Below are 15,237 nucleotides of genomic sequence, written 5' to 3'. Positions count from 1 at the left end.
CCCCTTACCCCTTCTCTAAGGAAAAGTTACGATAAGTTCTCCTTTCTTAATGTCTAGCAAACTCAATGCAGCATTTTTTAGAATTAGAAGCGAGACTTCTCTTTGTCGTTGCGTGTAACTTTTCTGGGCCTCTTTCTCAAATTCAGCAATTGGCTTTTTCTGTGCTGTCGATCGACTTTGCACAACAAAGCGGAGTTGATTCATGGCGTCTACTTGATCACTCCAAGAATTATCTATAGCTTTCAGCATTGTAATCTGTAAGTATTGAAGAAAAGCTCTGTCATCACCAATTTTTTCTCTTTTTGCTTGAAGATTTTCTTTTAAAACATGCCTTATATACCATTGTTTAAGTTCATTTGTTTTCAGATATTCTTCATTAACATTTTTAAAATTATAATCAATATGATCTAAAATAAAACGCTGTATACTATGTGATGTCTGTCTCTCTTTAGTTGAAAAATAATCATTAACGACAATTTCTGCACTCTGATTTACGATTAATAAAGCTTCAGACACACTTCTAAGTTCCATAATTTCTTGACGCTTCTTATTTACTTGCTCTTTCTGCAGGCGTAAAACTTCATCAAATTGGAGAGCCTTTATTCGTTCATCATAACCATTTTGTTCTGAAATTTTTTGAGCTTTCCTAAAAGCACGTTTTATCTTATAACTACGAATCGGTGTTGTAACTTTTTTATATTTTTCATAGTAGGCTTGTATGCCTTCTTGGACGAAATTCTTAATTACATCATCCTCTAAAGACTCAAAGGTATAAGTATCCCCAGGTTCTCCCTGCCTACCTGCTCGACCCTTTGCTTGTAATTCAATACGTCTATTTAACATCCGCTCAGTTATAACGACCGCAAGTCCACCTTTTTTAGCCGCTTCCTCCGATATCTTAATATCCGTTCCTCGCCCTGCCATAGAGGTTGAAATAGTCACGGCTCCGACCTGTCCTGCTTCAGAAATAATTTGTGCTTCTTTGGAACTGCTCTTTGCATTAAGAATATTATGTGGAATACCTGTATTAAGTAAATTCAAAGAATAAAGTTCTGAAGCATCAACAGACCCTGTAATGACGAGAACAGGACGCCCTTCGGCATGTAAAGAAGTTATTTTTTCAAGGCTTGCTTCTAATTTTGCCGCAAAATTTGTATAGCTTTCAGGTTTGTGATCAACTCGGATACTTTTTTTATGGGTCTTTATCATTCTTACTGGGAGATTGTAGGTATTGATAAATTCATTTTCCGCAACTTTTGCTGTTCCTGACATGCCAGCTAATTGTTGAAATTGACGAAATAAATTTTGATACGTTATAGATGAAATTGTCTGTGTTTCATGACTTAACTCAACAGACTCTTTTGCTTCAATAGCTTGATGTAAACCATTTTGTAGATTCGATCCTTCTAAAATTCGTCCATCTTTGCGGTCAAGCAGTTTAACTTCACCCTCTTCCACAAGATAATCTCGATCTCGTTTTAATGTATGATGTGCTTTTAATGCCAATATTATATGTTGGTAGAGCGTAAAAAATTGTTGATCAAGAAGATTTGAAATTGAAAAATATTTCTTCGCTTTTGTAATACCTTTTTCTGTCAACCAAACATTTTTTTGTTCTTCGTCCAACTTAAAATCGATTTCTTTTTTGAGAATTGTAATGAAAGCATTTGTGTTCTCAAAATAATTGGATTGAACTTTTGGCGCACCTGAAATAATCAAGGGCATCTGCGCACTATCTAGAAGGATCTCATCTACCTCATCTAAAAGAGCATAAGTTAATTTCGACATAAACTTCTCTTCTCTTTTTTCAGCCAAACCATCGATTAAAAAATCAAAAGCTAAAGTTCCATTTGAAATATAAATAATATTTGCGGTATAAACTGCTTGCCTTTTTTTCACATCAAATTCTTCTTCCTCAGGATCACTCGTACCATTAGCAACTTCTAACCCTAACCATTGGTAGACAATACCAATGCGTTCAAAGTCCCTACTGGCTAAATAGTCATTCGTTGTCACTAAAAAGACTGTATCCATGTATAAGGCTTTTAAATAAAGAGGTAAAGTAGCCACTAAACTCTTTCCTTCACCAGTCTTCATCTCAGCAATATGGCCATTGTAAAGGGCTAAAGCTCCTAAAACTTGTTCATCTGTAGGATATAAACCTAGTACCCTTCTATCTGCTTCGCGAACTACTGCAAAAGCCTCGACAATAATATCAATTTCTTTCTCATTATTTGCAATACGTTTTTTGAGGTCGTAAGTTTTATTTTTGAGTTCTTTGTCACTAAATTTCATTACAATTTCTGATAAATTATTTATTTTTTTTAGCAGCTTCTTATACACTCTCTACTCTTCCTTCTTTAACTATTTATTCACTTGCATTTTTTAGACAAACCTTAATTTTATTGCCAATTAACCTACATAAACAAAAAAATATACAGAAAAAATGAAATAAAATTCATTTTCCTGTATATCTATTCACGATATTTTTCTCAAATACTTGTAAAAAGATTATTTTTTAAAGAAAAAAACATAAATCAAAGAAAAAATGTACTAAAATACAAAAAAATATTAAAAAAGCCCCTGAAAATAGGAGCTTCTTTCAATAAAATTAAGGTTTTTTTTACAGATATCCATAAGAAAAATTTACAGCGAAATATTATTTCACAAAATTCTTCTCATTTATCTCACACTTACATAATATCATATATTTAAAATGAACACAATACGCAAATCTTTCCAAAAAACAAAAATGCGTAAGTATTTTTTGTATCCAAATACTTTTGCTCTTTATGATAAGAGAAAATACAACAAGATTTGCCATAACTGCACTTCCCTTTTATACCCTGACTTATAGGCTGATATTTAAAAATCAAAAAAAGCCCTCGCAATACGAGGACTTGGGAGTTTTATGAAAAATTTTGGAACAAGTAAAGTATAACCTTTCTTTCTTAAATCAAACAAAGGATACTATTTTTTAACCACAATAACATTACAAGGCGCGTGATTAATGACATAATTTGTTGTCGAGCCGACAAGTAAACGGTCAAACATGTCTGTTCCAGTTGCGCCAATGACGATTAAGTCAATTTTTTTATCTTCTTCTTCAGCAAAATTAACAATCCTTAACTTTGGTTTACCTGCAACTTCATAAGTTTCATATTCGACTTGTTCACGAATAATATCTTTACAATTTGCTAAGATATCTTGTGCAAGTTGGTCCAATCCTGGCGTCTCTACAATCCCTTTATGAACAGCTCCATAATATTTATTGATGTCTTTTACTGTCAGGACATGTAATTTTGCATGATTGAGCCGGGCAATACGTATCGCTTCATCTACTGCTTTGTAAGATTGCTCGGAACCATCCACGGGAACCAAAATATTTTTATAATAGTCAGTCATAATCATTCCTCCTTTTAGATTTATCTCTACTTCTATTGTACATTTTCTTTACCTAAAAACGAAATCATTTCCCTGAAATCAGTACTCAACCGAAAATATGTTAAAAAATACGCCCACTAAAGTGAGCGTATTGAAGTGATAAGATAAACATCTTACTGGAATACTTGTATTATATCGTCTCTATCTTAAGCAATACTAAATTTAAAAGCTCTTAAATGAGACAATGCCAAACGAACTTTTATATCTATTTAACAACTAAGACATTACATGGTGCATGATTTACAACAAACTGTGTAGTTGAGCCTAACATGAGTTTATTAATCATTCCTGCTCCCGTTGCACCAATCACAATCAAATCCATTTTCTTATCTTCGGAAAATTGGACAATCATATGCTTAGGTGCACCAACAATCTCATAACTCTCATATGGTACTTCTTCGCCAATAATCTCTGCTGCTTTCTTCAGGATATCTTGCGCCATCATATCCATTTCAGGATTTTCGACAACACCAAAACCAGTCATTCCGTAATGATGCTCCATATCCTTAACAGTTAAAACATGAAGTTTTGCATTGTTTCTCTGTGCCAAAGTAATTGCTTCGTGTACTGCATTATAAGATTGATCTGAACCATCTAGTGCGACTAAAATATTGTGATATTGTTTTTCCATCATTAGTACCTCCGCCTCTTTCTTTTCTTATATCTATTATCTCTCTTTCACAACGACAATTCAAATATTTCAGTGAAAGATTGTAATAATTACTCAAGAACACATTTCAAAATAGCTTTTTTGTACTTTTCAAAAGAATGTGTTACAATGATTATGGAATTTCGTTATGTACGTTATAGTGTCCTTTCGTCAACCATATAGAGAAAGGAGAATGCATTATGACATTCACTAACAAAAACAAAAATTTCAAGTATACTGTATCTTTAGATACTTCAAAAGACATTTTCAAAGTATTTTTGGCTAATGATCCTGCTGTTTATGGGCTTGGTCGTACCATTGAAGAAGCAATGCACAACTTGGAAGAATTAGCATAAGGAGCTCATAGCAATGGATGAATATTCCTCGTGATGGTATCTACTTCACACGTTTAAGTAGATGCCTTTTTTTATGCTCAAAAAGTTAATTTTCTTCCCCCAAATATATCCTCAAAAATTTACTTCTCAGCTAAATTATGGTTTAATGGCATCATAGATATCTGAATAGAAAAGAGATTGTACAAATGATTTCAAAAAATATTCAAAGAGCGATGCTCAAAGCAAACCATATCGGTGCTGCATCTAAGGGCTTCCCCTATCTGGCCGAATGTTTAAGGCAGGAAGGAATTGTAAAAAATATATGGCACCTCCCTTCTGGAGACAGCTTCTACTTTTCGCAAGCTGGCTCACTCGTAAATCCGGGAAATCCTTTAATCGGACGTGTCGGTCCTTGCCCAGTTTTTGACCAAATTGCTTTGGTTCAAAATATTCGTGCAAACCAGATGGGTAAAATTTCCTTCCCTGAATTCTTGGTTTCACTTTGGAAAGCGGGTGTAATCCGATATGAGGTTGATTTCACTACACGACAGATGAGTTATTTTGGCGCACTTGACCAAGTCTATCAAGAAAACTATCCCGCTGTTGAAATCGAGACTTTACCTACCGAATCTTTTCTTCCTTAATTAAAAAGATCTTGAAATATCAAGGTCTTTTTTTCATGAACGAATATGCAGAGTGTGATTTTTTTCATTTTCATAAGACAAACCATCATCACAGAAGTTTTGCTTCTCGTTGCTATTTTTGTTAAAATTCATCTATGATAAAAATTTATTTTAAAGCATTAATTCAAGCACTGCTTATTTTAGCAGTTTGCCTCTTTCTTCTTATTTATGTAGGCACGAAAATGCTGGCCTTTATTGCTTAAAAAATTCTAAGCTTCTTTTGCTTATTTTCTTTCTTTTTGATAGAATTAAGGAATGGTTAAAATTTTATTTACCTCAATTATTAAAGTAGCGATTGCTCTTTTCATCATTATTTCTTTTGGAATGATGATGTTAACTTCGTTCTTACCTATCATGTAAGCAATAAAAAAGTACCGGTAATTTACCGGTACTTTTTTATTCAGGAAAAGGTTCTACGTGTACGTCAATATCAAAAACTTCAAACTTTTTAGACAGTTGCTTCTCAATTTCCTCGGTAATTAAATGGCTTTCCGCAACTGAAAGTTGAGCATCCACATAGATAACGATATCTAGAAAAATATTAGCACCATAAGTTCTACCTCTAAGAAAAGGGACTCCTTTCACACCAGGAATTTTTAAAATATCTTTCTTATATTTTTCCAAATCTTCCTCAGGAAAACCGTCCGATAAGGTAAAACTACTCTCTCTGAAAATTTCAACGGCCGTTTTGATAATGATAATACCAATAATAAAAGCCGCAACCGTATCTAAAATATAAAAGTGAAGATAAGAAGCCGCAATTGCTACAGCCGCACCAATTGATGTATAAGCATCACTTAAGTTATCCTTTGCTGCTGCCATCAAGGCTTGCGAATTAACTTTTTTTGCTAATCTGCTGTTATAAATGTACACAATCACCATAACTAAAGCCGAACCAATACCGACTAATGCAGATAAAGGATGGGGTGGCGTGAAAGAATTATTGACAATTTTTTCAAAGGAAGAATATAGGACTTCAATCCCTACCATAAGCATGATAAAAGAAGTGACCATGCTTGCAATATTTTCAAATTTCCAATGTCCATAACGATGATCATTATCTTTTGGTTTTCGGGCAAGTTTCAAGCCTATCAGTACGGAAACTGAGGCAATCACATCTGTAAAATTATTCAAACCATCCGCACGTAAGGCTTCCGAATTTGCAAATATCCCCATAAATATCTTTGTAAAAGCTAAAATGATATATGCTGAGATACTAATCCACGCGCCCTTCTCAGCGATTTTCAGTTCTTTATATCTCTTGTTTTCCATATCCTTCTCCTTCTGAAAAAAGTAACCTTTCTATTGTATCATCGACTATTGTAAAAACAAAATGAAATGTTGTTTTAATTTAACCAAGAAAGTTTAGGGAATTATTTTCGGTTTCTCACATCTTTTTATCTTTTCTTCTATTAAATTACTTTTTCACATAAAAAGAAAGCGCGCTCTTTTCTTATATGATATACTATAATCAGGAGATTAATTTATGAAAAAAATTATATTAGGGTTTATTCCACTACTTTTACTTGTTGGTTGTGGAGCGGATAAAAAAGAGGACACTGCCAATTTTGCTCAGGATAAACAGTCAAGTGCTCACAACGCCTCCTCTACGTCTGCTCCTCGTTCTTCTCAGGATACTGTCGCATCAAGTGAGCAACAAAAAAGTTATCCTGAAGCTCTAGAACAGTTTTCCAAAGGAGACTACTCCAGCTTTCATGGGCTATATAAAAACAGCAACAACGACGTTCTAATCATCACCAAAGACCACATTGAATATTATTCTCATACCGGAAAAGATATTGGCTCTGTCATTATCAACGAAAGTACTTTTAAATCTAAGACTGAAAATCAGCCCTTTAACCAAGTTTATCTTTTTAATCAAGGCCAGATAGAGATCAACTTTAATGCGACAGCAGACAAGATTGAAACAATTCAAATTACAGATAATGCTGGTACCACTGCTGATTTTACTTTAGCTGCCCAACTTGACAGCAATAATTTTACTAAGGATACTGTACTTAATTATTTTAAGAGCTATCTTTCCAATCCAGATGATTATTATTTTGACGCTACGAATACGCAAGGTTCTTTTGTAATTCAAGTTTTTTCAAAAGAAATGCGAGCAAATGGTGCGAGCGGGACCGTTGGTTTATACAAAATTTTACCTGATGGCACTATTTATCTTGTGACTTATGATGTAGCAACAAATACATATCCTAAAGCTGAGTAACTCATTACCGAATTATTCCTGCATTATAAATAAAAAATCTACGTTCTTAGAGCGTAGATTTTTTATAAGTAAATTATTCTAAGTTTTATTCCGTACCTTTTGAGGAATATCTTGTTTCTGGACTTCCTCCCAGCTGGTTACGCCTTTCTTATCGTTATATACGAGCCTTAAATAAGCATCATGTCTGAGATTATGGCTTCCTGTGAATTCCATTTCTTTTGCTTCCCCTTTTTCATTATAGCCAGTCAATGTATAATAGTACCTCGTAAATTCTTGCCCCGCATCGTCTTTTTCTTTTTTAGCAATTCCATCTTCTTGAATATGAACGTAGTAACTGTCGCCACCATATGCTGTGTGATACCAAGCATAACCTCCGCCGACAAGAATCAATACAAGTGCCACAATTCCTACTAATACCTTTTTCATATTTCATACCTCATTTATTTTTCTTCTATTAAAACTATTTTACTTTTATTTTTGCAGTTGTAACTTACATTTTCTTAAGAAGTAATGTTCCTTCTTCATTAATTTTGAAGAGCCCACTATTCATCAAGCTTATTCAATGCTGTTTTAGGGATCTCATACTTTTTCCTTATCTTCCAACTGGTTGCCTCTTTTTTCTTGTTCACGTGAACTTCCAAATAGTCACCCAAATGTATTTGATTATCGGTTTTAAGATGAAACTCCCTAACCTTTCCTCTGGAACTTGCTCCCTTGATTGTATAATTGTATTGACTGTCTACAGTCCCATCAGTATTCTTAACCGTTCTAGCACTTACTTGCTCGTGTATACATGCAAAGTAAATCGTTTGTGTATAACTAACATTTTCCCAAAAAAAGCCAATGTCTAAAATTAAGAGTACGGCTAAAAAACCAAACAATATTTTTTTCATTTTATTTTCCATTCAACTTACAACATTGAGTTGCTATCATTATTTTACTGCTATTTCATCTAAAATGTCCTTACATTATTGTAATAATAAAATTTGAGACCTCTTAACTCATAGCGAATTCGCCCTCGCAAACTCTTGATTTTATAATTATTTCTTCTATCCCTTTTTAGTTTCTTTACTTTAGAAATTATTTTTTTACAAATTGGTAAAATATGAAACTTTAGTCGTATAAAAAATTGTAAAATAAATATTTTTTATTTATAATACAAGTATCAAAGCTTAAAATTAAATAAACAGAAAATATAACCTCCTCATCTACAAGGAAATTTTTCCTTTAGTTTAAATTAGGGCAGTATATTTATAGGAGTAAATAATTTTGATAAAGAATTCAAAAAAAGTAATAAATAAGAAAAACTTACTATACGAAGCACTATTTGTAGTAGCTTTTCTATTAAGTTCTTTTTGGCTTTTCAGTGCTATTCGTTCAGAAAATTTTTCTTTAGAACTAATTTACTCACAAAATGGAGCTTATATCTTCATACTTAGTTTAATAGCTTTGACCGTATCTTATCTGAATCGCGATAAATTAAAAAATTGGTTATCATATGTAATAAGATTTTTATGTAACAATATTGTTGCAGTATTTGGGGTTATGATACTATTTCAAATAGTTACCCTTTTATTTGCTTCAGGACTCTCAGGATATGATGTTTACGGGTTATATCATGCTGCTATGGGCGATATAAATCCTCAAAAATGGACCTATTTGCAAAACTATCCTAATAATTTTTTACTCTTCTTATTCATGAGAATCGTTCATAGTCTAACTCTTTTACAAATTTTAAATATCATAGCAATAGATTTTTCTATAGCAATGTCATATTTTACAGCAAAGCGTCTTTTCGATAAACAAACCGCTCGATACAGTATCTTACTCTTTATAGCAACACTCGGCTTTAGTCCTTGGTTTTTAAACACCTACAGTGACACCTTTGTGTTGCCCTTTGTAAGTTTAGGGATATTCTTTTTAACTTGCTGGAGCGAAAAAAGTATTGCCCCTCACTACAGGCTAATGTCTCTACTCTCTGCTGGTTTTTTTAGCTCCATAGCTTACTATCTGAAACCCTCTGCAATTATTTTTGTGATAGCATACTTTTTAATTTCTATACTTAAGCTAGGGAAATTCAAACCTTTCTTCACCTCGTTTTTAGTCTTTATTATTGGTGCTTTAGTGTTTGCAATGCCTTTTACACTTTATAAAAACAATCAAAACTATGTTCACTTTGATAAAAACAAAGTGTTTCCTATGACTCATTTTTTGATGTTAGGTATTTCTAAAAATGGTATGTACAACGGACCAGATGTTCAACTTACCAGATCAGCAAAAACTGCTAAAGAGAAGAAAGAAGTGAATATTAAGGTCTTCAAGCAAAGACTAAAACAGTTAGGAACTCTTGGCTATGCCAAATTCTTATATGGAAAGTATTGTAAAACCGTCCATGATGGTTCCTATGCTTGGGGCGCAGACGGTGCAGGTAAAACTGGTTTCCTTGTTACACCTAATCTCAATCCAAGCGAAAAGCTATCACCATTTACCCGTTCAAATTTCGGAAGTTTTTTGAGAAGCTTTATTTACACTGATAGCAATGGTCAAGGTTATACCAATGGAAAAAATACCTTTTTCTACAGATTTATTGCTCAAATTATCTATATTATTATGATTTTCGGGATTTTACTTTCAACCTTAAAATCAAGGTATGATTTTAAAGTTATGTGGTTACTCTTATCTATGATTGGGCTTATGCTCTTCTTGCTTCTCTTTGAAGGTGGGAGAAGTCGCTATCTGATTCAAACCTTGCCTGTATTTGTTATCTTAGCAGCTTATGGATATCATTCAAAATTTGGCACTCAAAATTTAAAGAGCAGATCAAAAAACAAATAAAAAATATAACAGTCAAAAAAATTATCTGACTTCCCTTACGCCTTATACAACTCATAACTACATAAAAAGATAATCCCCTGCTGTGTAGGGGTTTTATTTATGGAGTTTTAGTACACAATCTTGCAAAGATTTTTTGTTAAAATATAAATTATATTAAAAGGAGGCATTCTATGTTTTCATTCACTATCCCTAGCGCATCTCTTCAGGAAATAATTTTTCAAAGTATCTGGTATGGCTTTATTTCAGGCATGATTTCTGGAATGGTTAAGATTGGTTGGGAAGCAATCCTTCCACCTAGAACATCTGCAAGAAATGCCACTAATCCTCCTCAACGTATGTTGGAGCAATTTGGAGTGCCTTCTTCACTTACTCACGCTTATGTTTTATACTCGCGTGATCAAAAAGTGTATTGGTTTTCTTTAATTTTGCATTTTAGTTTTTCCATATTCTTTGCTGCTTTATTTATATTCATTGCACAATATTGGCCCTTTATTGCCCTTTGGCAAGGTGCTGCTTATGGAATCATCATCTGGGTCGTTTGGCATATCATCTTATTGCCCATTATGAAGACCATTCCTGTACCTTGGAAACAGCCATTCGCTGAACACTTCTCAGAGTTCTTTGGACATATCGTTTGGGCATGGTCCATCGCTGCCTGTCTATATTATTTAATATCAAAGGATAATAGTGGAATTTTAACAAACATTTAAGTAAATTAAGTTTGTGTTTTAAGTTTATTGTGCTACAATAAGAATAGAATTTCGTTATATTCGTTATAGTGTCCTTTCGAAGAGAAACAGAAAGGGGAATGCATATGACATTCACTAATAACACTAAAAACTTCAAATACACAGTATCTCTAGATACTTCAACGAATTTATTTAAAGCCTCTATGGTAGATGAGACTACTTCATTAAGTAGTCTCGGTAACACCATTGAAGAAGCCGTGTATAATTTAGAAGCGATAGCATAACTGACAGCGCCTATTTGAATAGGCGCTTTTTGTATAAAAAAACCGCTCAGTAGAGCGGTATTCTAGGCTATAGGAATACAGATAAAGCAGTTAGAGAAGTATTAAATAAGAAGCCGAATATTCTTTAATTTTGTTCAACGAAACACTAATCACCTATTGATTCACATACATATTAGAAATCTATAACAACTATAACCCCTATTCTGCCAATCATAGATTAAATGCAATCAAAATTTACTTTATAAGCCATCCTTCCTTGTATCTACTATATTTTACAAGTCATTTTTATTGGGAAGAAAACAGGTAAATTTTGTTCATAATATCAATTCCTTTCTTTATTTATTTGTAGTAGAATAGATGATGCATTTAACGAAAGAGGTTTTATTATGGTTACTTTCAGTATCTTTATCCCTATTATTCTTATTGGTTCCGTGGTCATTTATGCATTATTCATATCTAAATATCGAAAAATTGTAAGTCAATCGAGAAAAGATCGAGCTAAACTGGTAAGAGAAACATTTCCTAATTTATCACCTAAAGATATTAAATATAGAAATGCATCAATTAATCTATATCTTCGCTGGTATCTTTATTCTCCCGCACAAAGAATTTTAATCCCTCTATTCGGACTAGGCGTTCTAGCTGCAATTGTTGGAATAATAATTCAAGTTATTAAAGTGTTGAATAATATAAATCGTGATAACTTAAATATTCTCGTCTCTTATTTTTTCCTTATCTTCTTATTCTTAGCCTTATCACAACTCATTACTCCTCGCTTTGCAAATCAGAATAATTTCCTCAAAAAATATTTAGAAGAAAATCCTTCAAACGATTTACGTGTAATTGTTTGTGAAGAAGATTATGCAAAAAAAGTTACAAAGGCAAAAATTATGTCTGATATTTTCCTTGTTTTTGTAACAATCGTTTATCTACTACTTACTATATATTTCTGGTATTTTAGTCTCTAAATTTATATTGCGCTTTGGCGCTTTTTATTTTACTTCTACAGGTTCGACACGGAACACCATAATTGCAAGGTAGATATCAACGCGTAGCCACTTGTTAGTATTTTTCCTCAATCATTGAAGTTACACACTCCACTCTTCATCTTACACTTCCTCAACTTATCATCTTTAATCCTTCTTCTCTAAAAGCGGCTCATTTGTTCTCAAGTTGGTGGATCACTGCTATCGGAACATTTAGCAAGCATTTGATATATTTTCCGAGTATATTGATTTTTAAACTAGCTCTTCTTCAGCTAGTTTTTTTATTTTTTTAGTTATCACTATTTGGTAAAGTATAGAAAAATAAAAACCGCTCAATAGAGCGATTTTCTTAAACTACAATAAAGTAGTTACATATACAATGGAGGCGAGGGGAGTTGAACCCCTGTCCAGACACCTTGCTACATCAACATCTACAACCATAGGACTTTCTCTAGTTTAACAAATTTCCAAAGCCAGTCTCAAACAGCAGAAATTTGCGGTGCTTTAAAATCTCTTTTTTTATGTAAAGCCACCATAAAAACGTATCCGACTGAGGTTTAGAGCTTCAGGCCGCCATCGGCGAACGATCATCAGCTACGCAAGCTGGTGTTTAGGCAGCGAGTGCGTAAGAAGTGTTATTTTTAGCAGTTATATTTATCTGCGATGGATTTAGGTAACATCACCACCAGTTGCAGTTCATGCGCGACAATGCCTGTCGAATCCGTAACGCCCCCGTTACGGTGGAATAACTTCCAGACCTTAATTATAGCACAAGTCCATTAATATTTCACGCGCAATGGTCGTATCAATATAGCCACAATAGAGAGTACTATAATACCAACACAAATGCCAATAGTAACAAAATTAACTTGTCCTGGCGCATTTAACACATTAATCGGAGAGAGTAAGCTAAGAGGCAGCCATTCAGAAATATCACTCAATGTCTGAATAATCGAACTTACCACCATCAGCACAATTCCAGAAACAACTGCTAGAAACGCCTTCCTTGTCCATACAGCAATCGCACTACCGAAGATAACTAATGTGAGTAAAGCTAAAGTTTGGAGCAAACTTGCCGAAAGTACTCTGCCCCACTCAACTTCAGGAAAGAAAACCCAGGTTATATATGTGGCACTTATAACTCCTACCACATTACTTACTAGAGTTACTAAAAAAGCAAGAATGAGTTTAGGTACCCATAAGATAATAGAATTGCGCGCTACAGTCGAATAATAAAGCCCCAGTGAGCTCTCTTTTTTCAACTTAAAAGTATCGGCAGTAAAGTAAATCAGAACAAAAAGTCCAATCTGAGAAATATTACTAAAATACGATTCCATCAGGGCTTTCCAGTTCGGGTCTGGCATGAGAATAATCGTACCTTCTGTCCCACCAAAAGTTGAAAGAAATTCCTTCATATAGTAAATTAAAACGGGCGAGGTAATACCAAAAAAAGCAAATAAAAAGAAGAGAATAGGCAGACGGCTATTGCGCCACCACATTTTCATTTCTAAAAGAATTAGTCTTTTCACTGTTCTCCTCCTGTAATTGCACGTTCAAAAGCCATTTCGAGACTGTTGCTTGCGGCACGATAAGCACTTATTTTTTGACCGATATCGGGAAAGATTTGTAAAAGTTTCTCTGTATATTCACTCTTAATCATCAATTTTCCTGTAATTTCAGGATAGAACTCAATATCATTCACTTGAAGAATATCCATAACTTCTTGTTTGACTTGTTCACTTTTAATCTCCAGTTCTACAAACTCATCCATCTGACTATTTTCAATAAACTGATAAAGTGCCCCCTGAAAAATAAGTTCTCCATGATTTAAGACAAGGAGTCGATCAGCGATATTTTCGATATCTGCAAGGAGATGACTGGAAACAACTACCGTTTTTTCCTGTGATACTTGCGTAATCAGTTGCAAAATTTCAATTCGACCAATAGGATCTAGAGCACTTGTCGGTTCATCTAGAAATATCAAAACTGGATCAAGTAAGAGAGCCACAGCAATTCCCAGACGTTGCTTCATGCCTCTTGAATAACCACCGACTTTCTTATTTGGATAGGCAGATAAACCAACTTTTTCAAGTGTCAGCTCAATTTGTTGGAGATTTTCTGGTTTCTCGTTCAGAGCACAACTTTGTTGCAAAACCTCTGTTGCGGTAAGATAGGCAGGAAATTCTGGTGTGTCCGGACAATAGGCCAAAGCTTGGTTGGCCAACTGAATTTCTCCCTGGCTGGCTTTATGCTGCCCTAAAATCGCATGAATTAAGGTAGTCTTCCCCGCACCATTAGGACCAATCAACCCAATAATTCCTGGATCTGCACTAATCGAACAGGTCACATTTTTTAAAGCATCAAAATTGCCAAAAGAAACAGTTAAGTCCTCTATCTCAATGATTTTATTCATATTTGTCCCTTCCTAAAATAAAATAAAGAATCCCGCCCAAAGGAACCGAAATAACGCAAATAAGTGCCCAAGCCCATCTTGGCAGATGCTTGACGTCTGCACTTTTAAAAATACTGTAAAAGCAAGCTCCTAAGTAGAGACAAACCATTAAAATCAACGGGACAACGATACGTATATCCATTTCGTACACTCCATTCTTTGTCTTTTAAAATTCATCTTCATCGATTTTTTGAATTTCACGCAATACTGCTGTTAGGTGTTGATCAGATGCGTACTCTGCTAAAAGCTCATCAATCAACTGGTTACGTACCACATAATTAGAAAAAAGATGCAACTTCTCCTCATAGCCTTCCAAAACTTTTTCCGTGCGCTTAATATTGTCATATACGGCTTGGCGGCTGACATTGAATTCCTCAGCAATCTCAGCTAAGCTATAATTATCCGCATAATAAAGTTCAATATAATTCATCTGTTTGTCCGTCAAAAGAGTCGCATAGAACTCAAACAGGGTGTTCATACGGTTTGTTTTTTCGATTTCCATAATTTCCTAATATTCTAAGAAAACAGCTGATTTTAAATCTTCGTTTTCATCCTCATTCATAACTTAATTATCTGTTATCTTTTATAATTTTATCATAATTATCGTTGTAATCATAAGGACATCTTTCCAGATTTTAAACTTTTCTTTC

The 15,237-nt window shown here is 33.9% G+C and carries 17 protein-coding genes and 1 other RNA gene; 7 read left to right on the top strand and 11 right to left on the bottom strand.

Going from position 1 to position 15,237, the window contains the following annotated elements; translation table 11 throughout:
• Positions 1-15: 15 nt before the first annotated feature.
• From secA to VNN39_RS07590, 3 genes are all read right to left on the bottom strand, one after another.
• Entirely contained in the window at positions 16-2,343 is a 2,328-nt protein-coding gene (gene secA, locus VNN39_RS07600; protein ID WP_338997299.1) for a preprotein translocase subunit SecA, read from the bottom strand.
• Positions 2,344-2,970: 627 nt separating this feature from the next.
• On the bottom strand, positions 2,971-3,405 hold the full coding sequence (locus tag VNN39_RS07595) for a universal stress protein (RefSeq protein ID WP_096368171.1): 435 nt from the start codon (positions 3,403-3,405) through the stop codon (positions 2,971-2,973).
• 244 nt (positions 3,406-3,649) lie between these two features.
• Positions 3,650-4,075 (bottom strand): universal stress protein, encoded by a 426-nt coding sequence (locus VNN39_RS07590; protein WP_026063848.1) that lies wholly within the window; start codon positions 4,073-4,075, stop codon positions 3,650-3,652.
• Between the two features lie 218 nt (positions 4,076-4,293).
• Here VNN39_RS07590 and VNN39_RS07585 point away from each other — a divergent pair, with 218 nt between their 5' ends.
• Complete coding sequence (locus tag VNN39_RS07585; RefSeq protein WP_016170924.1) at positions 4,294-4,449, top strand: hypothetical protein; 156 nt, start codon at positions 4,294-4,296, stop codon at positions 4,447-4,449.
• A 185-nt stretch (positions 4,450-4,634) separates the two neighbouring features.
• The gene (locus VNN39_RS07580) at positions 4,635-5,072 is read left to right on the top strand and encodes a DUF1398 family protein (protein WP_339007006.1); all 438 of its coding nucleotides are present in this window, start codon (positions 4,635-4,637) and stop codon (positions 5,070-5,072) included.
• A gap of 435 nt (positions 5,073-5,507) precedes the next feature.
• On the opposite strand, the gene VNN39_RS07575 is transcribed toward VNN39_RS07580, so the two are convergent.
• Complete coding sequence (locus tag VNN39_RS07575; RefSeq protein ID WP_017370026.1) at positions 5,508-6,383, bottom strand: cation diffusion facilitator family transporter; 876 nt, start codon at positions 6,381-6,383, stop codon at positions 5,508-5,510.
• Between the two features lie 214 nt (positions 6,384-6,597).
• On the opposite strand from VNN39_RS07575, the gene VNN39_RS07570 reads away from it, so the two are divergent.
• A complete protein-coding gene (locus tag VNN39_RS07570) occupies positions 6,598-7,341 on the top strand; it encodes a hypothetical protein (protein ID WP_096368168.1) in 744 nt (247 codons plus the stop codon).
• 78 nt (positions 7,342-7,419) lie between these two features.
• Here VNN39_RS07570 and VNN39_RS07565 read toward each other — a convergent pair whose 3' ends face one another.
• The gene (locus VNN39_RS07565; RefSeq protein ID WP_338997297.1) at positions 7,420-7,767 is read right to left on the bottom strand and encodes a YxeA family protein; all 348 of its coding nucleotides are present in this window, start codon (positions 7,765-7,767) and stop codon (positions 7,420-7,422) included.
• Positions 7,768-7,883: 116 nt separating this feature from the next.
• Positions 7,884-8,234, bottom strand: coding sequence for a YxeA family protein (locus VNN39_RS07560; protein ID WP_339007004.1), 351 nt, complete (start codon positions 8,232-8,234; stop codon positions 7,884-7,886).
• A 376-nt stretch (positions 8,235-8,610) separates the two neighbouring features.
• Between VNN39_RS07560 and VNN39_RS07555 the strand changes: the two genes are divergently transcribed.
• From VNN39_RS07555 to VNN39_RS07540, 4 genes are all read left to right on the top strand, one after another.
• The gene (locus VNN39_RS07555) at positions 8,611-10,176 is read left to right on the top strand and encodes a glycosyltransferase family 39 protein (protein WP_338997295.1); all 1,566 of its coding nucleotides are present in this window, start codon (positions 8,611-8,613) and stop codon (positions 10,174-10,176) included.
• 170 nt (positions 10,177-10,346) lie between these two features.
• The gene (locus VNN39_RS07550) at positions 10,347-10,886 is read left to right on the top strand and encodes a YagU family protein (protein ID WP_017370031.1); all 540 of its coding nucleotides are present in this window, start codon (positions 10,347-10,349) and stop codon (positions 10,884-10,886) included.
• Positions 10,887-10,990: 104 nt separating this feature from the next.
• Positions 10,991-11,149 (top strand): hypothetical protein, encoded by a 159-nt coding sequence (locus VNN39_RS07545; protein WP_165711454.1) that lies wholly within the window; start codon positions 10,991-10,993, stop codon positions 11,147-11,149.
• Between the two features lie 386 nt (positions 11,150-11,535).
• Positions 11,536-12,117 (top strand): hypothetical protein, encoded by a 582-nt coding sequence (locus VNN39_RS07540; RefSeq protein ID WP_165711455.1) that lies wholly within the window; start codon positions 11,536-11,538, stop codon positions 12,115-12,117.
• A 395-nt stretch (positions 12,118-12,512) separates the two neighbouring features.
• Here the strand turns inward: VNN39_RS07540 and ssrA are convergent.
• The 5 genes from ssrA to VNN39_RS07515 all read right to left on the bottom strand — a co-directional run bounded on the left by ssrA (position 12,513) and on the right by VNN39_RS07515 (position 15,089).
• Positions 12,513-12,869, bottom strand: a transfer-messenger RNA (tmRNA) gene (ssrA, locus tag VNN39_RS07535).
• A gap of 45 nt (positions 12,870-12,914) precedes the next feature.
• The gene (locus VNN39_RS07530) at positions 12,915-13,664 is read right to left on the bottom strand and encodes a hypothetical protein (RefSeq protein ID WP_096368165.1); all 750 of its coding nucleotides are present in this window, start codon (positions 13,662-13,664) and stop codon (positions 12,915-12,917) included.
• Positions 13,661-14,548, bottom strand: coding sequence for an ABC transporter ATP-binding protein (locus VNN39_RS07525; RefSeq protein ID WP_338997294.1), 888 nt, complete (start codon positions 14,546-14,548; stop codon positions 13,661-13,663). Before VNN39_RS07525 ends, VNN39_RS07530 begins: the two co-directional genes overlap by 4 nt.
• Positions 14,541-14,696 carry a PLDc N-terminal domain-containing protein gene (locus VNN39_RS07520; RefSeq protein WP_231951210.1) on the bottom strand — a complete coding sequence of 52 codons (156 nt, stop codon included), beginning with the start codon at positions 14,694-14,696 and terminating at the stop codon, positions 14,541-14,543. The genes VNN39_RS07525 and VNN39_RS07520 overlap by 8 nt, the downstream gene beginning before the upstream one ends.
• Before the next feature lie 57 nt (positions 14,697-14,753).
• On the bottom strand, positions 14,754-15,089 hold the full coding sequence (locus tag VNN39_RS07515; protein WP_017370175.1) for a putative DNA-binding protein: 336 nt from the start codon (positions 15,087-15,089) through the stop codon (positions 14,754-14,756).
• Positions 15,090-15,237: the final 148 nt, after the last annotated feature.

Source organism: Lactococcus formosensis (genome assembly GCF_037892375.1).
Lineage (GTDB): Bacteria > Bacillota > Bacilli > Lactobacillales > Streptococcaceae > Lactococcus > Lactococcus formosensis.
Note: the sequence above shows the minus strand (reverse complement) of the source record. Positions and strands in the feature narration are given on the sequence as shown.